The sequence below is a fragment of the Micromonospora sp. NPDC049203 genome (assembly GCF_043197215.1).
Lineage (GTDB): Bacteria > Actinomycetota > Actinomycetes > Mycobacteriales > Micromonosporaceae > Micromonospora.
The window spans coordinates 146,023-169,816 of the sequence record NZ_JBICSV010000011.1 but is presented as its reverse complement, the minus strand read 5'-3'; the positions used below and the strand labels follow the sequence as shown (position 1 = coordinate 169,816).

Here is a 23,794-nt window from a genome sequence, read left to right as displayed (position 1 = left end):
GTCACCCTGGCCCTGGCCCGCTCCACGGAGTGTGGGTCGGCGGCAGACGGGATGGCATGAGGCGGACGCGCGTAGGTGCGCAGTCTTGATCTTTGTGTGGCCGGGCGCGGGCTGCATTAGCTTCGGACGCTCTACGCCTCACTGGGCGTTGGCGGCGCCATCTCGGACATGGCCCGAGGGTTGGTCAAGGCTTTGCTCGCGCTTACGCTGCTCGGACTTCAGCTTTTCGACTTCTTCCACGAGGGATGCCAGTTGCTCATCCTCGCCTAGGTTCCTATAGCGAAAGATCGAAAGCTGGGCGGCTGCCCACTCCTGCTCAATCGCGTCGGCGGTCTGCTGCAAGTAAAAGCCGCGCTCTCGGTACTTGAAGTATCCGGTGAACCCCGCAGCCAATCCGACGGAAAAGCTGGTAGCCACAACGACCCATTGCAAGGGGCTGCTATCGAGCGCTATCCCTGACGCCGTCGTCGTTGCAAGTGAGCCGACAATGATGATTGCTTGAAAGGCATTGTGAATTCGGCGGTAATATCTACTCTCTCGCCTAAGTCGCTCTAAGTCGCCCGCTATCTCCTCTTTATATGCGCTCCGGGTGTAACGAGCCTCTAAGGTCAGGTCGGCGGCCCTCAGTCGTCGGCGCTCGCGAAGCAGTGCGAGCTGAAGCTTCAGGCCGCTGGCACCGTTTCTGAAGTGCTCTAGGCGGTAGATGCTGCAGGCGAGGCCGCAGGCGGCGGCAACGATCATGAGGGGGGCAGCCGTTTTGTTTGCGCGGCCTAAATCGAAAGTCTCATACGTTGCGATCGTGGCAATAATCATCAACAGAAGCGCGGCCGGTCCTAGCAGGACACCGACTAAGACGCCGGCATTCAAGAGTCGAATCGTTCTAATATCGCTCTCAAGCTTTAGAATCTGACTTGTGAGGGATAGGAGTTGTTCAACTCGGCCATGCGCCGATTCAGGATGCCGCTCGGAGCCTGAAGGTGATGTCGTCGTCATAAGGACCCCGGTGTCTTGATCGCTACTGCCGTCACGCGGGTATACCAGCGGTGCCCAGCCACCTCGACTGGCCTGTCTGCAATCTGACACAGTCCCTTCTGATGCGCGGCGCCGTTGCTGGCTTGCGGTGAGAGTCCATGGGTATCCCAAGGCCGCCCCCGCCCGGCGGCGCCCGCGCTTGACAACCGCCATTGAGACTTGGCCGGTAGGGCGCTCCACCTTGTCACCCTGGCCCTCGCCCGCTCCGCGGTGTGTGGGTCGGCGACAGACGGGATGGCAACAACGGGGTAGGCGAAGGTGTCCTCTACAAGCCAGCCGATTTGCCAAAATCGAAGCTAAGTTGCACGTCCTCATCCAAACCTGGGATGGAATTAAGCACAGCTTGCTCGGCTGGATCGTTTCCGCGGAGAAGCATAATTGCCGCATGGAGTAGCTCGGGAATCTTGGGCTTACTCGTAGTACGGCCAGTAATCGTATTCGTGGTGAAGTCGCATGAGAGGCGGCGGCCGTTCTTCAACGTAACGCTCGCCCTCTTGATCAAAACATCACCGTGCAGTGATCTCTCAATCTCTTCGATTGCCGCGTCATCTGCAATATCCTCCTCCGACTCTGAGGAGTACTTGACGACCCTGCCTCCTGCCGAGAAGTCCAAGGCATTCAAGGCGATGCCATCGGCGCGGCGTCTGAGCTCCTCCACCAAGATGCCAGCATTATGGTCCGGCGTGACTTCGTCCAAGTGTTCAATGCTCTCGGCCAGGTATGCAGCGTAGAGCGAAGCGCGATATGCTAACAGTCCACGGTCGACTGCCCAGTGCGGAGCGCTACGTTGGCGAGTGAAAAGTGCCGTCCCGTGCCGCCTAATACGACACGCGCGAGACCAGTAGGTCTTAGCGTTTACACCCATTAGGCGGTCGAGGTTCCGTGAGCCATCCGGAATTGCTAGCCTGCAAAGTTGCCCAACTGTTACCCGCCTACCGAGCCTGCGCCAGAAGTCATCATCCGGGATCTCCTCGTAGTCGAGTAGAAACTGAAGGATATCGTCCGGAAGCTCTGCCGTCTCGTCGCGGCGTCCTGGGAAGTCTTCGAGACGCCCTCCGGATCCAATCCAGACCGCCTGCAGCAGGCGATTCAGCCGATCCGCATGGGTTGGATCAAAAAGTAACTCTACTGTGCTGGTCGCTCGTCGAGTCAGGAGCCTGTCGGTATGGCGCGCACCTTCGAACCCCTCGGCCAGGTTCTCGACAGCACTAGCAGCCATGGGAGCATCTACAAGGCCCCGGCCGCCTTGCGTCAACGTAGAGGTGGCCAGGTCCAGAAAACGGGAATTGCCGCGGTCTATGAGTGTCTCGACGCCAGCCGCGTCCGTCACCAAGGTATTACTCTGTGCGGATGTCTCGAAAAGGTCCTGGGCAGAACTCCCGTTTTGTTCGCGAGGCGTATTGCTCAAACCGAAAATGATGGGTTGGCTGTCCTTGACAAGGGTCATGTCATCAAGGAGGTAGTCAATTTCATCATTGAATTTGAGGTAAATGTATCGTTCGCCTGCCCGAGCGTTACCGGGCCAAGATGCCACTAGGTCTGGAATGAACGAGTGATTGAAGTACTCGGTTCGTCGGATGACCATTCGGGGGTCAAGTGTAGTGAGCTCACGAATGACGGCCTCTTTGACACCCTCAACGCTATCGCTGGGCTGCTCCAGAGAAAGGGCCTGCGCAATCTGACCTGCATATTCGAGCTGTCTCACTATAACCCCCTCTCGGTGTCAAACTTTCGGATTACGCCGAGGTGCTCCCGAGTAAGCTGGAGCTTCTCTTGTCGATCCGTCAAGACTATCATCCACAGCCTGTTTGCGACATCCTTACATAGATCGTCGCTCACCTGAGCTCTGGCTTCCTCTGCGTTTGCCGTGCCAAATACCTTCTGGTGATGTGTAAGCACAGCCTCGCGAACGTAGCTCGCCGTCAGCAACTCATCCCAGCGAGTAGAGCTGAAGGGCGACCAGGTGATCCAAAAAAAATTGTCGCAACGATCGGGACGTTCACTGTAAGCTCGATAGCACTGCGCCAGATACTTGACGTATAAACTTCCCTGATCTGATGGCTTTTCATATTTCTTGCATTCGGCAAGAAACTCTTGCCCATGAAGGTCTTCACCTAGAAGCACGCCGCCGAGATCAAACGAGAAAGGTGACCCGGTGTGCCACTTGAATGTAAGTTTCGGCACGGCGACGGGATGAGGGTTGACCCACTGAACGTTTACGCGCGTGGTTGACTCTAGCCAGAACTTCGCGCGTCGGGCGCCATCTGCCCCCTTGGCTTGAGTCTCTTCCCCCGACACGTTTCGTAGCGTACCGATCACGGAAGCCTCGGGCTAGTCGGGGAACCACGTGGCTTCCAAGTCTGGCCGGGCGCTTGGCGAACCTGACGGACTGGCCCAGGTGGCCCTGCGTACGCTAGCCGCAGGGGACGAAACGGACCGGCGGAAGGTCCAGGTGGAGGCCACCATCTACCATCTCGCCGTGGGTCTTCGTGACGTGACGCGATCTGATGTTCTCGCTGCCGTCGATGAGTTCGACAGGTTAGGTCGAGATGCGTTCCTGGATAGATACGGCTTCGGGACGGCCCGGACGTACTTCCTAGAGGTCAACGGCCGCACGTACGACTCGAAGCCGATCATGGGCTATGCGCACGGCGTGAGCCAAGAGATGTTCCTGCGCGCTGGTGATTTTACTGGAGGAGAGGCGAGCGTCGTCCATCACCTCCGACGGCTTGGCTTTGCCACCCGAACCCACCGCAACCCACCGTGGACGTGGGACGAGGTTGTACTGGCCTGCGCGCTTGTGCGGGACAACGGCTGGCGGTGGCTGACGCGCAACGATGCCCGGGTGAGCGAACTGTCTGAGCTACTCCAGCTCTACACAGCGCACCCGATGGAGGACCGTAGGCAGGACTTCCGCAACCCTAACGGTGTGGCCCGCAAGACTGCTGACATCGCTACCCAGCATCCGGACTACACCGGGAAGCCAACCAATGGAGGCCGGCACGACCGTGAGGTGCTCATGGCCTTCCTGGACCGACCGGATGAGATGGAGCAGCAGGCCCTTGCAATCCGGCAAGCGATCCTGAACGGGTCAGCCGAACCAGCGGACGTGGCAGACGTGGACCTAGACGGCCTCAGTGCGGACGAGGGGCGAGTGCTCCAGCGGCTGCACCTTCGGCGCGAGCGGGACCCGAAGCTTCGCCGGAAGGTCATTGAGGCATACAAGCGCCGACATGCGGCGGTCGCCTGCGAAGCCTGCGGTTTCGATTTTCAGAGGATGTACGGGGATCGCGGCGCCGACTACATCGAGTGCCATCACCGCACACCCCTGCATGCCAGCGGCCCCACTCGCACCCGGCCGGAAGACCTCATGCTGCTGTGCTCCAACTGCCACCGGATGATCCACCGATCCTCGCCCTGGCTTACTCCCGATGAGCTCATCGCGCTGATCAACCACCACCGGCCGTGAGATGGGCTTGACCATTCGCGGGTAGTCGAGGCGACTGGCACGAAAGGCTGTATAGCCATCCGACCGAAGTACAGCAACCGGGCGGCCCCCAGCATCCCGCGAGGGACTGCCATCCACCGGTCAACGGCACGAGCAGCCCGACCGGACTCCATCGCCCGGAGCTAGGGATCAGAGGGTGGCTGTACAGAGCCTCGAACAGGCCGGGCTTAGAGGGAAGGGCTGCCCTCTACCCGACTCCCGGTCACGAGAGCCGAGGCGATGTTGATGAGTAGGTTGCAGATCATCGCGTCAACTCCTCCCACAAGAGCAGAGACCGTCAGCAGCAGCACGAATGCAAGGGCGGGCAGCGCGGCCTTCATGATCTTGGCGAACTTCTCGCGACCGGTAGGCACCAGCCGCCCCAAGGGGTTCGGGAATCGAGTACAAGGCAGCCCTTCGCTCTCCATTCTACCTGCGCTGTCACACGGACCTTGTCGGCGATGATCGGCGCGGACGGCAGGACCCAGCGAACCTGGCCTCTGGGCGGGAAGAGCAGCCAGAAGGCGGCCGGCGCGTCGTCACTGGGCGCCGGCGGACCGCACGAGCAGGGGCAGCGCAGCTATGGCCAGCTGCACGAGACGGCACCGGATGACACTCGATGATCGAGACGAAGAGGTCTGGCTGTACAGCCATCAGTACAGCCAAGCCCGCCGACGAAGCCAGCCTAGGGCCGACGGCAGGCGACAAGACGAGCACGTCAGCAGTAGTCACCGACACCGACCGACAGAAGTCTTGATCTTTGCAAGGCAGGGGTTAGGGGTTCGAGTCCCCTGGGCTCCACCAGCACTTTCCCCGGTTGGTGGCTGTCGAGCATGACCATGGCTAGGCGGGAGCCGTCGGCATCGCGCGAGCGGGCCGACCGCCTGACGCTGATTGACCGCTGGCGCCACTTCGTGCCGGACCGCCCAGTCCTCTTGAACGCCGGCGAGACGATCTGGATCGAAGACGGCCGCCTCCTGGTGCATCGGATCGATGGGCGGCTGGATACGTACCCCGGCTTGATGAACCGCTGCGATTGCCGAGATCGGCGAGACGATTGACAGCAGCCGGGGCACGGACAGAGACACGACAGTCCGCTGGGCTCCACCACATCACGTCGTCTGATCACCAGCGGCTGTTGATGCGGCCGTGTCGAGTGCCGCCTGGGCAGTCGGCTTCCATCGATCAGCGAAAGCCTCGGCGAACCGTTCATGATCTGATCGGCGTCGCACCCGGCCGACCTTCCGGCTGCGGTGTTGGAGCACGTGATGCCCGAGCTCGTGCAGCAGTACGTCGAACCGCATGAAGTCCCGCAACGATGCGGCTTTCGATAGCGGTTGCTCGTAGAGGACGATCTCGCCTGGCACTCGGGTCCTGCCGTAGACGACGAATCCGGGCCGGAAGTCCTCGGTCTGCCGCAGCTCGACAGCGCGCAACCCGTACCACGCCCAGGACCCGAGGGTCTCCAGCACGTCGCGAACGTCTTGTCCGCTCGCCGGGTGCGCGAACCCGGGCCGCGGTGCGTGAACGTGGATCCGCACCCGGTCGAGCCGGGGCGCCCGCCGGAGTGCCTGGCGGGAGCGGGAATCTGTTCGGAGGCTTCGGCTCACAGCGGCCATGCTCGACGGGCGGCACTACCTACGACAACGGGTTTCTCCGCACGTACTGCCGGTGAGGACGGAATCGGAGCCGGTGCCCTACCGATCGGTACAGAACATGATCCTGATCATGGACCGATCGGTACAGAACCCTGGTACGGTCGTTGCAGAACCGAGCGGTACAAAAACTCGCTCCAGTGATCGGCCCGGGGACACGGGCCGGCATCAACAGATGAGGAAGACCGATCATGAGCTCCACCGCGACGGATGCAGGCATGTCCACCCAGGAACTGCGGGACTTCTACCTGCGGTACGTCGAGCTGGCCAACAAGCGGGAGTTCGCCCGCATGGCGGACTTCGCCCACGAGGAGGTCATCATGAACGGCACCTCGGTCAAGATGGCCGACATGGTGGCCGAGTTCTACAAGCACGTGGAAGCGGTGCCGGACCTCCACTGGGAGATCCAGGACGTCGTCGTCGAGGGTGATCGAATCGCCGCTCGGCTCGTCGACACGGGCACCCCGGTCAAGGAGTGGAACGGTCTGACGGCCACCGGCAAATCGGTGTCGTTCACCGAGACCGCCTTCTACCGGGTCCAGGACGGCAAGTTCAAGTTCATGTCGTACCTGATGGACACCGACTCGGTGCGGCGTCAACTCGCCGGCTGACGCTTCGCGGCTCCAGCAGGCGGGGAATCCTGAAACGCGGTGCGCCCAGCCGATGAAGCATCGAGCTGGGCGCACCCGGGCAACTATGCGACGAAGCGGGAACGACGTCGGCGTCCGATGACGTAGCTGGCGCCACCGAGGAGCAGAAGCGCCCCGCCGACGCCGGCCACGGTCGCGATGTCGGTGCCGGTCACGGGTAGCCCGCCGCCCTCACCACCACCGGGCGCGCCGAGGCTGGCGGAGGGAGTGACGGGCGGTACGACGGTCGACGTGGCGCTGGGCGTCGCGGTCGGTGTGGGCGTGGGCCGAGACGGCGTCGGAGTCGGAGTCGGCGTCGGCTGGGACGCGCAGTCGAGCGCACGAGCCTCGTACAGGCCGTTGTTCAGGTACGCGAGGTATACCTCGACCGACGGGTTGTCGAGTACCTTCTGCGCGGCGCTGCGGTTTGCGCCGCTGCCGGCGCCGCCGGAATCAAAAAGGCCAGCGCCACCAGGGCACCGGCCGGAATCTTCCATTGCATGTGGACTTTTCTCCCCGTGTAGATCAAAACATGGAGATGTTACCGGCGTCGGTCCGGAAAGCAAGGGCATTGACGTGGTCGATCGTGTGCGAATTCGCTAAGGGCACAGCCGATCAACTGCCTCTTTTATCGCCGCCATCCGGTTCGCCAGTGGGCCCGCCAGCACGTCGACGAGGTCGAATCCCGCCTCCCGGTACGTCAGTTCATGGACGCGTTCGAAGACGAGCGACTCCTCGAAGGTGATCCGACGCGCGGCGGTCGCCTCGACGAAACCCTGATTCCGTATGAAGAAGACGGTCCGCTCCGTCGTCATACCCTCGATCTCGTCGAGCAGGGCGGGTGGCGGCGTCAACCCTAGGTGACGGCACAACGCGAGCGTGCAAACGGGTGAGCGATCGTGGAACACCACGTCGCCGCCAAACAGCTCGGCTCGGCGGCAGCGCTCCCGCTGGAGATCCAGCACCTGCTCGGCGAAGTCCGGCTCACGCCACGGCTCCGGCCGCCCGAGTGCCTGGCGCAGCGCGATCACGTCGGTCGCGGCCTCCTCCACGATGTGGTACCCGTCGACCTCCAGGTGGCGCAGGATCGCTGTCTTACCGGAGCCGGGAGCGCCGGTGAGGATGTATCCGGGCATGACGTCCTCCGATTGCGGTAAACCTCTTGATAGGCAAGCCGCTGCTTGCCTATCGTGGGTGCCGTGGGCGACCTGTACCAGGCGCTGGCCGATCCCACCCGCCGCCTGATCCTCGACGAGCTGACCGAGCGCGACGGTCAGACCCTGTTCGAGATCTGCGGCCGGCTGGCCACCAAGCACCAGGTCACCTCGTCCCGGCAGGCGATCTCCCAGCACCTCGACGTCCTGGAGGCCGCCGGCCTGCTCGTCACGCGGCGGCAGGGCCGCTACAAGTTCCACCACCTCGACACCCGGCCGCTGCGATCGATCACCGAGCGATGGCTCAGGTCCGCCGCACCCACCCAGGAGAACCCATGAGAATCAACCTCACCAGCGTGTACGTCGACGACCAGGCGAAGGCCCTGCGCTTCTACACCGAGGTGCTCGGTTTCGTGAAAAAGACGGACGTGCCGACCGGGGAGTACCGCTGGCTGACTGTGGTGTCGCCGGACGCCCCGGACGGCGTGGAGTTGCTGCTGGAACCCGACGCGCACCCGGCCGCCAAGGCGTTCAAGGAGGCGCTCGCCGGCGACGGAATCCCGCTGACGCAGTTCGCCGTCGACGACGTGGCCGCCGAGCACGACCGGCTGCGCGGCCTCGGCGTGCTGTTCACCCAGGAGCCGGTCGACATGGGCCCGGTGACCACCGCCGTGTTCGACGACACCTGCGGCAACCTGATCCAGATTGCACAGTACCGGTAGCGGGCCGACGGTGGCCGGTTCGTGGCGGAGCCCGGAGTTGGCGGCCGCGGTGACCCGCCTGGAGGGCGAGATCCGGGACGCCTGGGCACGGCTGCGCGATGAGCTGGACGTCGCCGCGGGCTCACCGGAGGAACGCGAGCTGGCCTGGCTCGTCGTGGACGACCCCGGGGCGTACGACTGGCGGACCGTTGACGGTGCGGTGGACCGGCTGACCTGTCCCGACTGCGGGGCGCGACTGGCCGCCGGACCGGTGACGTGTGCGACGTGCGAGTTCCGCGACCGGATGCGGTTCGGCGCCCGGGAGCGGGACCGCCCGCAGGTGCCGCCCGGCAACGAGCACGCGCTGCGGGTGGCAACGGCGGTGACCCGAAACCGGCATCGCTACTCGCCACGGGCCCGGGCCGGCTACGAGCTGGTGCTGCCGGACCTGCTGGCCGGCGCCCTGCCCACGACTCCCCAGGCCCAGGCGGCGAAGGCGCTGATCAACAAGCTGACCGCCGACGAGTGTGACCGGGTCGCGAGCCTCGCCGAGGTGGAGGAACTGGCGAGAGGACGTTGACTCGGCGGGAACCGCTGGACACGGTCGGTCACCCTGACGGCATGACGGTGTGGCGGCGCCCGTACTCGCTGGACCTGACCACCTCCGGCGCGATGTGCGCGGTGGTGGGGACGGCCGCTTTCCTGGTGTTCTTCGTGGTCACGGGCGTTCGCGGCGTCTATCCGGTCCCGATGGCGGCGTTCGCTGCGGCTTGGACCGCCGCCGGTCTGGTCGTCTGGGCCCGCCGCGCGATGCTCGGCGTCTGGGTGAGCCCCGTCGGCGTACGCTCGCGCTCGCTGTTCCACACGACCACAGTGCCGTGGGCGTCGGTCGTGGAGATCCACAGCGGTACGGGTTCGATAGTGGGCCTGGACATGGGCCGCGACGCGATCGTCATCGAGCGGATCGACGGCGCGCCGGTGCAGACGCCGATCCAGTCCGGCGCCATCATCCGGCCGTTCCGCCTGGAGCTGACCCGGCTGGTCACCTGGCCGGAGCACTACGACGAGATCCTCGCGACCCTGCGGGAGTGCCACCGCAACGCCCGGCCCCCGGAGCGGCGCGGGCCGGCGGGCCCGGCGCCGGACCAGGTCCGCGCCGACCGTCCGGGCCGGACCCGCCCGCCCGCGCCGAGCGCCGGGCGGCGGCGCGACATCCACGCGCTGACCCGGCAGTACGAGCGTGGGGCGCTGACCGACGCCGAGTACGCGGCCCAGTTGGCGCGGCTGCGGGGCGACGGGTAGGCGTCAGCCGAGCCGGTCGAGAAGTTCGCGGCTACGGCTGATCACCAGAGCGGTCGCCTCGGCGTCGTACGAGGGCAGGGAACTGTCGGTGAACAGGTGCCGGTCGCCGGGGTAGACGTACAGCTCGCCGCGCTCGGGACCGACGATCGACACCAGCTCACGGGCGGCGTCCACGTCGCCTTCCAGCCCGAAGAACGGATCCTGCTCCATGCCGTGCACCTGTACCGCCACCCCGTCGGGCCACGGACCGATCGCCCACTCGCCGGTCACCGGCAGGCAGGCCTCGTAGAGCAGCGCGGCCCGGGCCCCGGCCCGGGTCTGGGCGAGCCGCTGGGCGGTCGCGGCGCCGAAGGACACGCCCGCGTAGACGAGGCCGGCGGGCAGGTCGGCGACGAACGCGTCCGCGCGCTGGTCGAGGACGTCGCCGCCGATCCGCTTGGTCAGCGCGGCGCCGTCCTCGATGGTGGCCGGCTGTTCGCCGTCGAACAGGTCGGGGGTGTGGACGGTGTGCCCACCGGAGCGCAGCGAGTCAGCGAGCGCGCGTACCCCGTCCGTGAGCCCTTGAATGTGGTGGAAGAGCACGATCTCGGCCATCACTACACTCCTGGATTGTCGAACCAGAGTTGTCGAACGAACCAGAATATTAGAACGGTCGAGAAATGTCGGTCAATCAGCGGATCCCGGACTACGACCTCGACGACCTGCTCGTGGTCACCGCACCGGAGCAGTTGCGCGCGCTCGCCGACCCGCTGCGGAGCACGCTGCTGGAGCTGCTCCTGGAGCGTGCCGCCACGGTCAACGACCTGGCCGTCGCCGTCGGCCGGCCCAAGAGCAGCGTGGCCTACCACGTGAACCAACTGGTGGACGCCGGTCTGCTGCGCGTGGTGCGGACCCGCCGGGTACGCGCCATCGAGGAGCGGTTCTACGGGCGTGTCGCCCGCACCTACTACGTCGGCGCGCTCAGCCGGCCCGAGGACAAACGGGTGGCCGCCGGAATCAACGGGCTCGCCGAGGCGGCCGCCGAGTCCGCCGCCGCGCACGCCGCCGACGAGCTGCGCTGCACGCTCGTGCACGCCCGTATCCCGATCGAGGACGTCCGGGAGTTCTGGGCGGAGGTCCAGGCGCTGGCCCGGCGGTTCACCCAGATCCCCCGGGCCGGCGACCAGGTGTACGGCTTCGCCGCCGGCCTCTACCCGACCGACGCGCCCACGCTGCCGGACACGGACCCGGACACGGACCGCGGCCGGACCGACTGAGCCCGAGCCGTTGAGCTGTCACCGAGCCGGGCTGAGGCCGCCGACGGGGTCTTGCCGGGGCGGCGAACCCGGCAGGCTAGCGTCGGAAGCGTGAGCACCGGATCCCCGCGCGTCCTGCCGGCCGAGAGCGGCATCGACGAGGCAGCCGCCGTCCTGCGCGCCGGCGGGCTGGTCGCCTTCCCCACCGAGACGGTCTACGGGCTCGGCGCCAACGCGCTCGACGCCCGGGCCGCCGCGCGGATCTTCGAGGCGAAGGCCCGGCCCAGCTTCGACCCGCTGATCAGCCACCTCGCCGACGCCGCCGACCTGGCCGCGCTGGTGGGCGAGGTGCCGGCGGCGGTGGCCGAGCTGGCGAAGCGCTTCTGGCCCGGTCCGCTCACCCTGATCGTGGACCGGCCGGAGACCATCCCACCGATCGTCACCTCCGGCCTGGACACCATGGCGGTACGGGTGCCGGACGAGCCGTCGGCGCGGGCGCTGATCGCGGCGGCCGGTGTGCCGGTGGCCGCGCCGAGCGCCAACCGGTTCGGCCAGCTCAGCCCCACCCGCGCCGAGCACGTGGTGGCCGGGCTGGGCGGCGCGGTGGACGTGGTGCTCGACGGCGGTCCCACCCGGTGCGGCATCGAGTCGACGATCGTGGACGCCCGGGGCGAGCGGCCGGTGGTGCTGCGGCTGGGGGCGCTGCCGATCGAGGCGCTCGTCGAGGCGGTCGGCCCGGTCGAGGTGCGCCAGGGCAGCTCCGGTCAGCCGGTCGCGCCCGGGACGCTCGCCGCGCACTACGCCCCGCGTACCCCGTTGCGGTTGGGCGCGGCGGCCGAGCCCGGCGGTGGCCGGCGGGGGTTCCTGGCCTTCCGGGAGCCACCGGCGGAGGGTGACTGGGCGGCGGTGGAGGTGCTGTCGCCCGACGGCGACGTGACCGCGGCGGCGGCACGCCTGTTCGACGCGCTGCACCGGCTGGACGCGGCCGGGGTGACCGAGATCGTCGCCGAGGCGGTGCCGGAGACCGGCGTGGGTCGGGCGGTGAACGACAGGCTGCGCCGGGCCGCCGCCACCTGGCACTAAGAACCGGGCTGCGGCAGGCGGTCCATCAACTTGGTCAGCGTGCCGTTGGCGAACGTCGCGCCGAGCGCCGAGCCGGTGGCGATGGTCCAGCCCACCGGGCCGAGCGGGGTGCAGCCGAAGAACTGGCTGACGCCCGGCGTCTGCACCACCGCCACCAGCACGCCCACCGACGCGGCGGTGGCGGCGAGCACGCTGGGGCTGGTGCCGCCGGCCAGCACCGTCTGCCCGAGCTGGGTGCCGATCAGGGAGGCGAGCGCGACGGTGCTGGCGCGACGCTGGGTACCGGTCCACCTGGCGATCGTCCAGCCGGCCGTCGCGCCCAGCGTGGTCGACGCGGCGCGTAGCCCGATCTCCCGGGTCATGGTGACGCCGAGCGAGGAGTCCGGCCCCTCCCGCAGCAGGTGGTCGGCGCTGTCGTCGGCGGGTGGGCGGACCGCGATGGCGAGCGCGGGTGCCAGGTCGGTGAGCAGGTTGACCAGCAGCAACTGCCGGCCGCCCAGGGCGGACCGGCCGGTCGCGGCGGCGCTGAGCACGCTGAACGCGATCTCGCCGAGGTTGCCGCCGACCAGGATGCTCAGCGCGTGCCGGACGGACGACCACATGGCCCGGCCCTCGACCAGCGTGGCGATGATCGTCTCCAGCCGGTCGTCGGTGACCACCAGGTCGGCGGCGGCGCGGGCGGCGGGAGTGCCGCGCTGGCCGAGCGCGATGCCGACGTCGGCGAGGCGGATCGCCGGGGCGTCGTTGGCGCCGTCACCGGTCATCGCGACAGTGCGGTCCTGGCGCTGCAACGCCTGGATGATGCGTACCTTGTGCGCGGGCGTGCAGCGCGCCACCACGTCGGTGGCCATCAGGCGCTCGGCGAGCGCGGCGTCGTCCAGCCGGTCCAGGTCGGTGGCGGTGACGACGCGCTGGCTGCCGTCGTCCGGGCTGATGGTGGCGGCGATCGCCTCGGCCGTGGCCGGGTGGTCGCCGGTGATCATGACGGTGTGCACGCCCGCGGCGCGGATCCGGGCCACCGCCGGCCGGGCGCTGTCCCGCACCCCGTCGGCCAGGGTCAGGAAACCCACGAAGACCAGGCCGTCGACCTGCTCGTCGCTGACCTGCTCGGTGGCGACCGGGCACTCGGCCACGGCCAGGACGCGGTGCCCGGCACCAGCCCGCCCGGCCAGCATCGCCTGCACCTCCTCGCGCCCGGCCGCGTCAAGCGGCCGGTCACCCTCGGCGGTGCGCCGGGACGCGCAGCGCGGCAGCACCGACTCGGGTGCGCCCTTCACGCTCAGCAGCAGCCCGCCGGCGGTCCGGCCGACGGTGGCGCTGTAGCCCCGGGACGGCTCGAACGGCAGCCCGGCCGTGGCGGCCCAGTCCGCCGCACCGGTCCGCTCGGTGACCCCGGCGGCGTCCGCGCCGTGGCGTACCGCCCGGTCGGTCTGCTGCGGCAACTCGTCCGGGTCGTCCGCGGCCGGGGTGGCCCGCACCGCGGCGGCCAGCGTCGACCGGAGCGGGTCGTCCAGTTCGTCGAGCACGGCGTACCGGCCGTCGCCAGTGCCCACCCCGGCCAGCAGCAGCTTCCCCTCGGTGAGCGTGCCGGTCTTGTCGAAGCAGAGCACGTCGACCCGGCCCAGCGCCTCGATGGTCCGGGGGTTGCGGACCAGGGCGCCGTGCTCGGCCAGCCGCCGCGCCGCCGCCAGCTGCGCGGCGCTGACCAGGAACGGCAACCCCTCCGGCACCGACGCCACGGCCAGGTTCGCGGCGGTCGCCGCCGTTTCGGCAAGGGGTACGCCCCGAAGCAGCCCCGCCCCGGCGACAGCGATCGCCGAGGCGGCCGCCAGGGGTACGGCGCTGCTTGTCAGCTTGCCCAGCCGCGCCTCCACGCCACTCGCGGGCGGGGCCTGCCGCGCCATGGCGAGACTCCGTCCGGCCTCGGTCTCCGCGCCGGTCGCCACCACCACAGCGGTGCCGTGCCCGGCGGCCACTGTGGTGCCCTCGAACAGCATCGAGTGCCGTTCCGCGACGGCCGCCGCCACCACGGGTTCCGGGCTCTTGCGCACCGGCAGCGACTCGCCGGTCAGTGACGACTCGTCCGCCTCCAGTCCGTCGCTCGTCAGCACCCGGCAGTCCGCCGGTACGGCGTCCCCGGAGCTGACCGTGATCACGTCACCGCGTACCAGTTCCTCGGCGGGCACCACCCGCTCGGCGCCGTCGCGCAGCACCCGGGCGGTGACCGCCGAACGGGACAGCAACTCGGCCAGCGACCGTTCGGTGTTGCGCTGGTGCACCGCGCCGACCAGCGCCGACCCGCCCACCACGCCGCCGACCAGGGCGGCGTCGACCAGCGAGCCGAACGCGGCGGAGAGCACCGCACCGGCGGCCAGCACCGGGGTGAGCGGGTTGGACAGCTCCTCCACGAACGCGCGGAACAGCCCGGCCGGGCCGCGCTCGTCCCCGACCTCGACCCGGCGGCGACGGACCGCCTCCTCCTCGGCCAGCCCTGACGGGTCGGTGGCGAGCTGGTCCAGGACGGTCTGCGCCGGCATGAGATGCCAGGCGGTGAGCGCGGGCATCGGGGCGCCGGTACGGTCCGGCAGCCGGTGCGCCCGGAGCACGCCGTGCGCGAACGCGAGCGCCGCCGCGCCGTTGACCGCCGCCAGGGTCGGGCGGGGCAGCCGCCGCCGGTCCGCGGTGAACGCGCCGAGTGCGCCGAGCCCACTGCCGGCCATGGCGATCCGGACGTTCTGCGCTGTCATCCGGCGGGCCACCCCGGCGGCGTCGACGAGCAGGGCGGGTATCCGCAGGTCGTCACCGACCAGCAGGTGCGCGCCCCACGGCGGCAGGTCGTCCGGGCCGTACACGCCGAGGCCGCAGTCCGAGGCGGCTAGTGCCGACCGCTCACCGGAGACCACCATCACCACGGCGCCCTCGCGTTGCAGGTCGTGCACCGCGTCGGCGAGCCGGGAACCACCGGGTACGAGCAGGTCCGCGAAGTCGTACCGGCCGTCGTCCGCGCCGCCGACCACGAGCCGCAGGCCCGCCTGCCGGGCGGCCGACGCCAGCGCGTCCACACCCGGCGCGGGCTCCGGCTCGACCCGCAGCACGGCGGCGAGCCGGCCGTTCTCGGCGAGCCCGAGCAGCCGTCCACCGTCGGCGCGCAGCCGGGCGCTGTCCGGGGTGTCACCGGGATCGTCGGCGCCGAGGCGGTCCAGCGGGCCGATCCGCCAGCCCTCGGCGGCGCGTACCGCGTCCGGCTCGGCCGGGTCGAACAACGCGAACGCCCGGGCGGCGACCTGCCCGGTGTCGGCGTCGGCCAGCGGCGCGAGGTCGGCCAGGACACCACGGTCCGAACCGAGCACCGCCGCGTCGAGCACCACCGTGTCGATCCGGTCCAGCTCCCGCAGCACGCTACGGTCCATCGCGATCACGCCGCGCCGGGCGAGCATCCGGCCGAGCTGGGCGCCGTACCCCTCGCGGCCGGAGCCGGGCGCCTTCGGCAGCGAGGACAGCGCCAGCGCGGCGGCCCGCTTCGGCCCCAGCACCGGCAGCGCCGCCGCTCCGGCGACCGCGCCGGCCGGGAGCACGCGCTTGGCGTACCGCTCGGGCTGCCCGTCCGGCACCGGGCAGGGCCGCTCGCCGTCAGGCACCCGGGCCACAGCCCGCTCCGGGTCACCGGTCAGGTGCGGTTCGGCCCGCCGCCACGCGGCCAGTTGCGCGGCGCCCTCGCCCCACTGCACCACGCGCTGCGCGCCGTCGAGCACGATGCCCGCCCAGCCGCCGGTGAGACCCTGCACCACCGCCTCGGCCAGCGGGAACAGCACCTCGGCGCGCGGGTCGGCGCGGATCCCCAGGCCGGCCAGCGCGTGCAGCTTCGGGTGCAGGTCGACAGCGCCGAGCAGCCCGGCCACCTCGGCGGGGATGGGAGTGAGCGGCAGGACACGGGTGGCCGCGGAGATGCTCAACCCGAGCACGTCGGACAGCAGCGCGCCGAACGTCCGCGCGGTACGCGGACCGTCCTCGGGCGGCTGCGGCGGTTCGATCTCCGGGTCCGGCTCGTACGGGCAGGTCCGCTCGACGCGCGCCACCGTGGCGATCAGGTCGCGCAGCTTCGGCGCCGGATCCCCGGTGGCCACCACCACCCGGCCCGACGGCGCGTTGACCCGTGCCCAGGTCACACCCGGCATCGACTCCAGCGCCGCCTCGACCTGGCGGGCCAGCCGGTCACCGCCGTCCTGGCAGACGCCGTGCACCTCGATGTGGTGCCGGCCGTCCTGCGACCACACCCGGCGACTGGTCAGCCCGGTGAGGCGGGCCAGCCGGGCCGCCGCCGTACCGACGCTGCCCGCGACCTCGGTGACCTTGGCGGGCACGGCGTCGGTGGGCAGGGCCGACCCGACGGTACGCGCGACGCGCGCGGCCGCTCCCGGTACGGCCGTCGGCGACAGCAGGAGGCCGGCGAACCGTCCCAGCGCCATCTCGCCTCCCGGTCTCGTCCCGGCGGCCCGACTTCCCGGCGCGGCGTCCGTCATGCCACCCCGACGGCAGAAGTTTCCGGTCGTGCGCCGCCGCTCCCTCCGTTCCGGGTGTCCCGCCGTGTCCGGCGTCCCGGGGGACGAGACGCGCGACACAGTTGACCTCAACCGGGGGTGAGGTCCGAGGCTGAACGCCATGACCAGCACCGCCGCCGTACCGGCTGATCCACCCGTCGACCTCTGGTCGCCGCGCCTGCGGGCGATGACTGTGGGCAGCGTGGCCCTGGTGTCCCTGCTCGCGTTCGAGGCGTTGGCGGTGGGCACCGCCATGCCGACAGTGGCGCGCAGCCTGGACGGGCTCGGCCTGTACGCGCTGGCGTTCGGCGGCCCGTTCGCCTCCGGCGTGGTGGCGATGGTCGCCTCCGGCATCTGGTGTGACGCGCGCGGACCACGTCCGGCCATGTGGCACGGGGTCGTCTGGTTCGTCGCCGGGCTGGTGGTGGCCGGTGCCGCGACGACCATGGAGGTGCTCGTCGTCGGGCGGGTGGTGCAGGGCTTCGGCTCCGGACTGGTCTCGGTGGCGCTCTACGTGGTCGTCGGTCAGGCGTACCCGGAGCAGTTGCGACGGCGGATCTTCGCCGCGTTCGCCGCGGCGTGGGTGGTGCCGTCGCTCGTCGGCCCGGCGCTGGCCGGGCTGATCGTGGAACACCTGGGCTGGCGGTGGGTGTTCCTCGCGGTGCCGGCGGTGGCGATCCCGGCGGCGCTGCTGGTCCAGCCGGGGCTGCGGGCGCTGACCGGAACCGTGGCGACCCGCCCGCCGGCGGGCGCACTGGCCCGGATCGGCTGGGCCTGCGGGGCGGGGGCGAGCGCCGCACTGCTGCACTACGGGGGGCAGCAGCGCGGCGTGCTCGCCGCCGGCCTGATCGCCGTGGCGCTGGCCGGGCTGCTCGCCTGCGTGCCGCACCTGCTGCCGGCCGGGTTCCTGCGTGCGGCACGGGGGTTGCCGACGGTGATCGGGCTGCGCGCGCTGGCGTCGGCGGCGTTCGTCGCCGCCGAGGTGGTGATCCCGCTGATGTTGTCCCGGGAGCGCGGTTTCTCGCCCACCGGGGCCGGCCTGGTGCTGACCGTCGGGGCGCTGTCCTGGTCGGTGGGCTCGTGGATCCAGGGCCGGATCAGCTCACCCCGCTCGGCGGCGACGCTGCCCCGGGCGGGGCTGGCCTGCATCACGATCGGTACGGCGGGCGTGGCGTCCGCGCTGCTCCCGGGACTGCCGGTGCTGCCGGCGGTGCTGAGCTGGTCGGTGGCCGGGCTGGGCATGGGCCTGCTCTATCCGTCGCTGTCGGTGCTCACCCTGGCCCAGTCCGCCCCGGCCGAGCAGGGCCGCAACAGCTCCGCGCTGCAACTGGGCGACTCGCTCGCCGCCGCCACCGTGCTGGCGCTCACGGGCGCGGTCCTGGCCGCCGGTTCGTCCCCCGGCCCGGCCGGCTACGCGACCACGCTGGCCGTGGCCGCCGCCTGCGGCCTGCTCGGCCTGGCTGTGGCCGGCCGAGTCTCCCCCCACCCCACCCCCTGACCCCCCGCCTACCGTCTCCCCTCATCCGTCCTCACCGGTTGATCAAGGAGTTTGTGTCAGAAGGTGGGCCGAGATCCGACACCAACTCCTTGGTCAACAAGGCGGACGAGGTCGGGGAGAGGGCGGGTGGGTGGCTCGGACGGGGTGATCCGGGCCGAGCGGGCCGCCGGATGGCGCAGGATCGGGTGAGGGCGCTGCCGGGCGGGCGGCTGTCACGATCCGGGTCGGCATTCCGTCCCACCGTGGAGCCGCTGTGTGGCGGCTGCGCGTGGGCGGGAGGAGTGGCGATGCGGGTGCTGGTGACCGGGGCGACCGGACGGCTCGGGCGGGTGGCGGTGCCGCGACTGCGGGACGAGGGCTTCACGCTGCGGGCGGCCAGCCGCCGGCCGCGTACCGGGGACGGGGTCCAGTGGGTGACCGCCGACCTGGCCACCGGTGCCGGGCTGGCCGAGGCGGTCGCCGGGACGGACGCGGTGCTGCATCTGGCGTCGTCGCCGCAGCGGCGTACCCACGACGTCGACGTGCTCGGCACCCGCCGTCTGGCCGTGGCCGCCGGGCACGCCGGGGTGCGCCACCTGGTCTTCGTCTCGATCGTCGGCGTCGACCGGGTGCCGCTCGGCTACTACCGGCACAAGCTGGCGGCCGAGCAGGTGGTGGCCGCCGGGCCGGTGCCGTGGAGCGTGCTGCGGGCCACCCAGTTCCCGGAGTTCCTGGCCGGGCTGCTGAGCGGCGCGAGCCGGCTCGGCCCGGTGGTCGGGGACCGCGCGGTGCTCGCCCAGCCGGTCGACCCGGTCGACGTGGCGGACCGGCTCGCGGTCCTGCTGCTGGCCGGGCCGTCGAACCGGGTCGAGGACTTCGGCGGACCGCAGGTGCTGCGCTTCGACGAGGCGGCCCGCGCCTGGCTGGCGGCACGCCGGGTACGGCGTCCGCTGCTGCCGGTCCGGATCCCCGGGCGGCTCGGGCGGGAGCTGCGCGCGGGCGGCCTCACCACCACCGCCACACCGACCGGCAAGCGGACCTGGGCCGACTACCTGGCGGACACGTACGGGGGAACCGGCGGAAGATGAGAACCGGTCGGGTCCACACCGGCCTACGGTGACCGCATGCTGGTCTTCGTCGCCACAGTGGTCCTCTACGTCTTCGGTTTCGTCTTCCTCTACGGCGTGATCCGGGTCGGCGTCCGGCACGGCATCGAGGACGCCGAGGCGAACCGTCCCGAGGCGCTGCGCCGCCGGCAGCTCACCACCACCGAGAGCCGGGACTTCGCCCAGGAGAACGCCTTCCTCACCAATCCCAACTGAAGGGCGCGGGCGGGGTCCGGCCGGTCGATCCGCGAGGCGGGTGCGAGGATCGCGGCATGATGGGGACGCTGAAGACGGAGCCGGCCCGGACCCGGCTCGACCTGCTGGCCCCGCCGGTCGCCGCAGCCCTGCGGGAGTGGCCGGCCGAGGCCCCGGTGGACGTGGACGACGTGCTTGTCGCCCCGATCGACGCCGACCTGGCCGACACCGCCGCCTTCTGCGAGGCGTACGAGGTGGGGCTGTCGGAGTCGGCCAACTGCGTGGTGGTCGCCGGTAAGCGGGGCGGCGAGACCCGGTACGCGGCCTGCGTCGTACTCGCCACCACCCGCGCCGACGTGAACGGCGTGGTCCGCAAGCTGCTCGACGTACGCAAGGCGAGCTTCGCGCCGATGGCCGAGGCGGTCGAGTCGAGCGGCATGGAGTACGGCGGGATCACGCCGATCGGCCTGCCGGCGGACTGGCCGATCCTCGTCGACTCCCGGGTGATCGCCACGCCGCACGTGATCATCGGATCGGGCGTACGGCACAGCAAGATCGCCCTGCCCGGGCCGGCGCTCGGCGCACTGCCCGGGGCGAGGGTGGTGGAGGACCTGGCCAAGCCGGCCTAGGTCGTCATCCGCATCGATCTTGTTCCACGTGAAACATCAGGCTGCCGCTTCGCGCTGCGCCACCTCGCGCAGCGCGGCGAGCAGCGTCTCCGGCTCCTGGGCGCCGGTGACCGCGTACTTTCCGGCCAGCACGAACGTCGGCACGCTGGAGACGCCGAGCTGGTGGGCGGTGCTCAGGTCGGCGGCCACCTCCCGGCGGCCCAGGTTCGACTCCAGGTACTGCCGCGCCTCGGTCTCGTCCAGCCCGGCCTCGCCGGCCAGCGTGACCAGCGCGTCGATCGAGCCGACGTCGACGCCGTCGTGGAAGTGCGCACGGTAGAGCCGCTCGACCACCTCGGCGGAGCGGCCCTGCTCGGTGGCGAAGCGCACCAGCCGGTGCGCGTCGAACGTGTTCGCCGCCACCGCGCGGTCGAATCGCAGGTCGAGGCCCGCGCCCGCGGCGACGCCGGTGACGTGCGCGGCCATGCCCTCGGCCTTGTCCCGCCCGCCGAACTTGTCGCCGAGCGCCTCCAGCAGCGGCTTCGGCTCGGTGACCGGCGTCGGGTCCAGCTGGAACGGCCGGAACCGGACGTTCACCTCGCCGTCGTACGACTCCAGTGCCTGTTCCAGCCGGCGCTTGCCGATCCAGCACCAGGGGCAGACCACGTCGGCGTAGATCTCGATGTCCATGACCAGCGACAACCCGCGGATCAGGAGATCTGTTCCCGGACCTGGCGCTTGAGCCGGGCCAGGATGGCGGTGCCGCCGCGTACCCGCAACGGGCTGATCGCCTGCGCCAGGCCCATCCGCTGGTAGAGGTCGTCCGGTACGGCCAGCACCTCCTCGGCGCTCGCCCCGGCCAGCCCTTCGGCGAGGATGCCGGCGAACGCCCGGGTGGTGGGCGCCTCCGGCGGGCAGTCGAAGACGGTGCTCACGGTCTTGTCCGCGTTCACCTCGGCGCGCAGGAAGAACGCGGTCTGGCACTCGGGGACCTGCTCCAGCTCCTCCCGGCTCACGCCCTCGGGGAGGGGCGGGATCACGTCGGCGAACTCCAGCAGCATCTCCAGGACGACGTCGCGGGGCGCGGCGGCGAACTCGTCGACGATCTCGGCCAGCTTGGTCGGCATCTCGGGCATGAGTCGAGGCTATCCGCCAACCGGCGGTGCCGAGCGGGCCCCGCGCCACGCGAGCGGGGCCCGCCCTCACACGTTCGGTGCGGCCTCGCTGATGTCGCTGAGCGCCGACTGGGGGTCGAGCTGCATGGCGAGGTCACCGAGGGAGACGATGCCGACGAGCTTGCGCTCGTTGTCACACACGAGGACCCGGCGGATGTTGCGCTCGCGCATCAGCGCCGCCGCCTCGTTCGCCGTGCAGTTCTGCTCGATCATCACCACCTCGCGGGTGATGATCGAACCGATGGTCGTGCTGCCGGGGTCGGCGCGCTCGGCCACCGCCCGGACCACGATGTCGCGGTCGGTCAGCATGCCGGCGAGCGTGGCGCCGTCGGTCACCACCACGTCGCCGATGTCCGACTCCTTCATCACCCGGGCCGCCTCGTCCAACGGGGTCTCCGCCGGGAGGTAGACCACCTGCCTGGTCATGACGTCACTGACACGGAACATGAGAGCCTCCGAAATGCTTCGGTCGATCCGTCTGCGGTACCCGGTGGCGCGATTGCTACACCCCGTCGCGGTGCGTCGCGCGTACGTCGTCGCGCAGTCGCTCCACGATGGCCTCCACCGGCAGTTCGGTGCGCTCACCGGTGGCCCGGTCGCGCAGTTCCACGTACCCCTCGGCCAGGCGGCGGCCGACCACGACGGCGCGTGGGATGCCGATCAGCTCGGCGTCGGTGAACTTCACCCCGGCGGAGACGTGCGTGCGGTCGTCGACCAGCACGCGCAGGCCGGCGGCGGCGAGACGCCCGCCGAGGTCGAGCGCCGCGTCGAGCTGCGGCCCTTTCCCGGCGGCGATCAGGTGTACGTCGCACGGCGCGACAGCGGCCGGCCAGACCAGCCCTCTGTCGTCGTGGTGCTGTTCGGCAACGGCGGCGACCGCCCGGGACACGCCGATGCCGTAGCAGCCCATCGTGGGTCGCACCGGCTTGCCCTGAGGGCCGAGCACGTCGACGGTGAACGCGTCGGTGTACCGGCGGCCGAGCTGGAAGATGTGCCCGACCTCGATGCCCCGCCGGAGGGTCAGCTCGCCGTCGGCGCAGGCCGGGCAGCTGTCACCGGGCCGCACCTCGGCCGCCTCGATCGTGCCGTCCGGTACGAAGTCGCGCCCGCACACCACGTCGGTGGCGTGCCGGCCCGGCTCGTTCGCGCCGGTCAGCCAGGTGGTGCCGGGCACCACGCGGGGGTCGACCAGATAGCGGATGCCGTGCTTGGCCAGGATCTGCGGCCCGATGTAGCCGCGGACCAGCTCCGGGTGGGCGTCCCAGTCCTCGAAGACGGTCACGGTGGCCGGGGCCAGCACCGCCTCGACGCGCTTGAGGTCCACCTCGCGGTCGCCGGGCAGGCCGATCACCAGCGGCTCGTGCTGCTCGGCGCCGGGCCGGCGGACGGTGAGGACGACGTTCTTCAACGTGTCGGCGGCGGTCCAGCCGGTGCGCCCGCCCAGCTTCCGTGCCTCGGCCAGCTCGACCAGGGCGGCGATGGTCGGCGTCTCCGGGGTGTCGTGCACCTCGGTGGGCGGGTGGGCGTCCGGGTCACCGGCGGCCGGGGCGCGGGTCACCACCGCCTCGGTGTTCGCCGCGTAGTCGCAGGCGGTGCAGCCGACGAACGTGTCCTCGCCGACCGGCGTGGCGGCCAGGAACTCCTCCGACGCTGACCCACCCATCGCGCCGGACATCGCGTGGACGGTGGTGAAGTCCAGCCCGAGCCGGGTGAAGACGCGCGTGTAGGCGGCCCGATGCCTGTCGTAGGCCGCCTGGAGCCCGGCCTCGTCGAGGTCGAACGAGTAGGCGTCCTTCATCAGGAACTCGCGCCCGCGCAGCAGACCGGCCCGGGGCCGGGCCTCGTCACGGAACTTGGTCTGGATCTGGAACAGCGTCACCGGGAAGTCCCGGTACGAGGAGAACAGGTCCTTCACCAGTAGCGCGGCCAACTCCTCGTGGGTCGGCGCGAGCAGATGGTCGGCGCCCTTGCGGTCGGCGAGCGTGAAGATGTCGTCCCCGTACTCGGTCCACCGCCCGCTGGTCCGGTAGGGCTCGGCCGGGAGCAGCGCCGGGAAGTGCACCTCCTGGTCGCCGATCGCTGTCATCTCGTCCCGCACGATCGCGGTGATCCGGTCCAGCACGAGCTTGCCCAGCGGCAGCCACGTGTAGCCACCCGGCGCGGCCCGGCGGACGTATCCGGCGCGCAGCAGCAGCCGGTGGCTCGGCACCTCCGCGTCGGCCGGGTCCTCGCGGAGGGTCCGGAGCAGCAGGGTCGACATGCGTAGCAGCATTGCCGCAGCTTATGGCGCGAGCGGACGGCCGGGCGACCCCTTTCGGTGTCCGTGCCGGCCGATCGTCGCAAGCTCGGCGAGGTGGCGGTATCGACACCAGCGGGATGCCGCCACCCCGCCGAGGTGGCGCGGACGGGCCGGAAAA

The 23,794-nt window shown here is 70.2% G+C and carries 24 protein-coding genes and 1 pseudogene; 13 read left to right on the top strand and 12 right to left on the bottom strand.

Features of this window, described 5'->3' with window-relative positions; translation table 11 throughout:
- Window positions 1–138 precede the first annotated feature (138 nt).
- The 3 genes from ACGFIA_RS25225 to ACGFIA_RS25215 all read right to left on the bottom strand — a co-directional run bounded on the left by ACGFIA_RS25225 (window position 139) and on the right by ACGFIA_RS25215 (window position 3,330).
- Window positions 139–867 carry an SLATT domain-containing protein gene (locus tag ACGFIA_RS25225; RefSeq protein WP_231915608.1) on the bottom strand — a complete coding sequence of 243 codons (729 nt, stop codon included), beginning with the start codon at window positions 865–867 and terminating at the stop codon, window positions 139–141.
- 430 nt (window positions 868–1,297) lie between these two features.
- Window positions 1,298–2,737 carry a hypothetical protein gene (locus tag ACGFIA_RS25220; RefSeq protein ID WP_157539152.1) on the bottom strand — a complete coding sequence of 480 codons (1,440 nt, stop codon included), beginning with the start codon at window positions 2,735–2,737 and terminating at the stop codon, window positions 1,298–1,300.
- The gene (locus tag ACGFIA_RS25215) at window positions 2,737–3,330 is read right to left on the bottom strand and encodes a hypothetical protein (protein WP_157539151.1); all 594 of its coding nucleotides are present in this window, start codon (window positions 3,328–3,330) and stop codon (window positions 2,737–2,739) included. The genes ACGFIA_RS25220 and ACGFIA_RS25215 overlap by 1 nt, the downstream gene beginning before the upstream one ends.
- A 154-nt stretch (window positions 3,331–3,484) precedes the next feature.
- Between ACGFIA_RS25215 and ACGFIA_RS25210 the strand changes: the two genes are divergently transcribed.
- Window positions 3,485–4,501, top strand: a complete 1,017-nt coding sequence (locus tag ACGFIA_RS25210; protein ID WP_197494956.1) for an HNH endonuclease — start codon at window positions 3,485–3,487, stop codon at window positions 4,499–4,501.
- A gap of 851 nt (window positions 4,502–5,352) precedes the next feature.
- On the top strand, window positions 5,353–5,580 hold the full coding sequence (locus ACGFIA_RS25205; protein ID WP_357382177.1) for a hypothetical protein: 228 nt from the start codon (window positions 5,353–5,355) through the stop codon (window positions 5,578–5,580).
- A 51-nt stretch (window positions 5,581–5,631) separates the two neighbouring features.
- Here the strand turns inward: ACGFIA_RS25205 and ACGFIA_RS25200 are convergent, their stop codons facing one another.
- A complete protein-coding gene (locus tag ACGFIA_RS25200) occupies window positions 5,632–5,991 on the bottom strand; it encodes a hypothetical protein (RefSeq protein WP_357382179.1) in 360 nt (119 codons plus the stop codon).
- Between the two features lie 374 nt (window positions 5,992–6,365).
- Between ACGFIA_RS25200 and ACGFIA_RS25195 the strand changes: the two genes are divergently transcribed.
- A complete protein-coding gene (locus tag ACGFIA_RS25195; RefSeq protein ID WP_393262432.1) occupies window positions 6,366–6,785 on the top strand; it encodes an ester cyclase in 420 nt (139 codons plus the stop codon).
- An 83-nt stretch (window positions 6,786–6,868) separates the two neighbouring features.
- Here ACGFIA_RS25195 and ACGFIA_RS25190 read toward each other — a convergent pair.
- A pseudogene (locus tag ACGFIA_RS25190) lies at window positions 6,869–7,240 on the bottom strand (LPXTG cell wall anchor domain-containing protein); the annotation flags it as partial.
- Window positions 7,241–7,402: 162 nt separating this feature from the next.
- A complete protein-coding gene (locus ACGFIA_RS25185; RefSeq protein WP_357478243.1) occupies window positions 7,403–7,939 on the bottom strand; it encodes an ATP-binding protein in 537 nt (178 codons plus the stop codon).
- A gap of 51 nt (window positions 7,940–7,990) precedes the next feature.
- Here ACGFIA_RS25185 and ACGFIA_RS25180 point away from each other — a divergent pair, with 51 nt between their 5' ends.
- The 4 genes from ACGFIA_RS25180 to ACGFIA_RS25165 are packed head-to-tail and all read left to right on the top strand — an operon-like array spanning window position 7,991 to window position 9,960.
- Window positions 7,991–8,296, top strand: coding sequence for a helix-turn-helix domain-containing protein (locus ACGFIA_RS25180; protein WP_357382310.1), 306 nt, complete (start codon window positions 7,991–7,993; stop codon window positions 8,294–8,296).
- Window positions 8,293–8,679, top strand: coding sequence for a VOC family protein (locus ACGFIA_RS25175; RefSeq protein ID WP_120572498.1), 387 nt, complete (start codon window positions 8,293–8,295; stop codon window positions 8,677–8,679). The genes ACGFIA_RS25180 and ACGFIA_RS25175 overlap by 4 nt, the downstream gene beginning before the upstream one ends.
- On the top strand, window positions 8,663–9,238 hold the full coding sequence (locus ACGFIA_RS25170) for a hypothetical protein (protein ID WP_357500333.1): 576 nt from the start codon (window positions 8,663–8,665) through the stop codon (window positions 9,236–9,238). The genes ACGFIA_RS25175 and ACGFIA_RS25170 overlap by 17 nt, the downstream gene beginning before the upstream one ends.
- A gap of 41 nt (window positions 9,239–9,279) precedes the next feature.
- Window positions 9,280–9,960, top strand: a complete 681-nt coding sequence (locus ACGFIA_RS25165; RefSeq protein WP_357474874.1) for a hypothetical protein — start codon at window positions 9,280–9,282, stop codon at window positions 9,958–9,960.
- A gap of 3 nt (window positions 9,961–9,963) precedes the next feature.
- On the opposite strand, the gene ACGFIA_RS25160 is transcribed toward ACGFIA_RS25165, so the two are convergent.
- On the bottom strand, window positions 9,964–10,554 hold the full coding sequence (locus ACGFIA_RS25160; RefSeq protein WP_357474877.1) for a dienelactone hydrolase family protein: 591 nt from the start codon (window positions 10,552–10,554) through the stop codon (window positions 9,964–9,966).
- A 65-nt stretch (window positions 10,555–10,619) separates the two neighbouring features.
- On the opposite strand from ACGFIA_RS25160, the gene ACGFIA_RS25155 reads away from it, so the two are divergent.
- The gene (locus ACGFIA_RS25155; RefSeq protein WP_393262428.1) at window positions 10,620–11,216 is read left to right on the top strand and encodes a helix-turn-helix domain-containing protein; all 597 of its coding nucleotides are present in this window, start codon (window positions 10,620–10,622) and stop codon (window positions 11,214–11,216) included.
- A gap of 114 nt (window positions 11,217–11,330) precedes the next feature.
- Window positions 11,331–12,278: an L-threonylcarbamoyladenylate synthase gene (locus ACGFIA_RS25150; protein ID WP_357474927.1), complete on the top strand. Its 948-nt coding sequence runs from the start codon at window positions 11,331–11,333 to the stop codon at window positions 12,276–12,278.
- On the opposite strand, the gene ACGFIA_RS25145 is transcribed toward ACGFIA_RS25150, so the two are convergent.
- On the bottom strand, window positions 12,275–16,744 hold the full coding sequence (locus ACGFIA_RS25145; protein WP_357474883.1) for an HAD-IC family P-type ATPase: 4,470 nt from the start codon (window positions 16,742–16,744) through the stop codon (window positions 12,275–12,277). The two genes, ACGFIA_RS25150 and ACGFIA_RS25145, sit on opposite strands and share 4 nt — an antisense overlap.
- A 193-nt stretch (window positions 16,745–16,937) precedes the next feature.
- On the opposite strand from ACGFIA_RS25145, the gene ACGFIA_RS25140 reads away from it, so the two are divergent.
- The 4 genes from ACGFIA_RS25140 (at window position 16,938) to ACGFIA_RS25125 (ending at window position 20,223) form a co-directional block, all read left to right on the top strand.
- The gene (locus ACGFIA_RS25140) at window positions 16,938–18,314 is read left to right on the top strand and encodes an MFS transporter (RefSeq protein WP_393262424.1); all 1,377 of its coding nucleotides are present in this window, start codon (window positions 16,938–16,940) and stop codon (window positions 18,312–18,314) included.
- Window positions 18,315–18,601: 287 nt separating this feature from the next.
- Complete coding sequence (locus ACGFIA_RS25135; protein WP_393262421.1) at window positions 18,602–19,381, top strand: SDR family oxidoreductase; 780 nt, start codon at window positions 18,602–18,604, stop codon at window positions 19,379–19,381.
- A gap of 36 nt (window positions 19,382–19,417) precedes the next feature.
- Window positions 19,418–19,615 carry a hypothetical protein gene (locus tag ACGFIA_RS25130; protein ID WP_355509530.1) on the top strand — a complete coding sequence of 66 codons (198 nt, stop codon included), beginning with the start codon at window positions 19,418–19,420 and terminating at the stop codon, window positions 19,613–19,615.
- A gap of 59 nt (window positions 19,616–19,674) precedes the next feature.
- Window positions 19,675–20,223 carry a YbaK/EbsC family protein gene (locus ACGFIA_RS25125; protein ID WP_357382314.1) on the top strand — a complete coding sequence of 183 codons (549 nt, stop codon included), beginning with the start codon at window positions 19,675–19,677 and terminating at the stop codon, window positions 20,221–20,223.
- A 36-nt stretch (window positions 20,224–20,259) separates the two neighbouring features.
- Here ACGFIA_RS25125 and ACGFIA_RS25120 read toward each other — a convergent pair whose 3' ends face one another.
- The 4 genes from ACGFIA_RS25120 to ACGFIA_RS25105 all read right to left on the bottom strand — a co-directional run bounded on the left by ACGFIA_RS25120 (window position 20,260) and on the right by ACGFIA_RS25105 (window position 23,649).
- Window positions 20,260–20,892: a DsbA family protein gene (locus ACGFIA_RS25120; protein WP_393262418.1), complete on the bottom strand. Its 633-nt coding sequence runs from the start codon at window positions 20,890–20,892 to the stop codon at window positions 20,260–20,262.
- 20 nt (window positions 20,893–20,912) lie between these two features.
- Window positions 20,913–21,338: a SufE family protein gene (locus tag ACGFIA_RS25115; protein ID WP_357382203.1), complete on the bottom strand. Its 426-nt coding sequence runs from the start codon at window positions 21,336–21,338 to the stop codon at window positions 20,913–20,915.
- A gap of 66 nt (window positions 21,339–21,404) precedes the next feature.
- Window positions 21,405–21,824, bottom strand: a complete 420-nt coding sequence (locus tag ACGFIA_RS25110) for a CBS domain-containing protein (protein WP_357382205.1) — start codon at window positions 21,822–21,824, stop codon at window positions 21,405–21,407.
- 55 nt (window positions 21,825–21,879) lie between these two features.
- Window positions 21,880–23,649 (bottom strand): proline--tRNA ligase, encoded by a 1,770-nt coding sequence (locus tag ACGFIA_RS25105; protein ID WP_393262413.1) that lies wholly within the window; start codon window positions 23,647–23,649, stop codon window positions 21,880–21,882.
- Window positions 23,650–23,794: the final 145 nt, after the last annotated feature.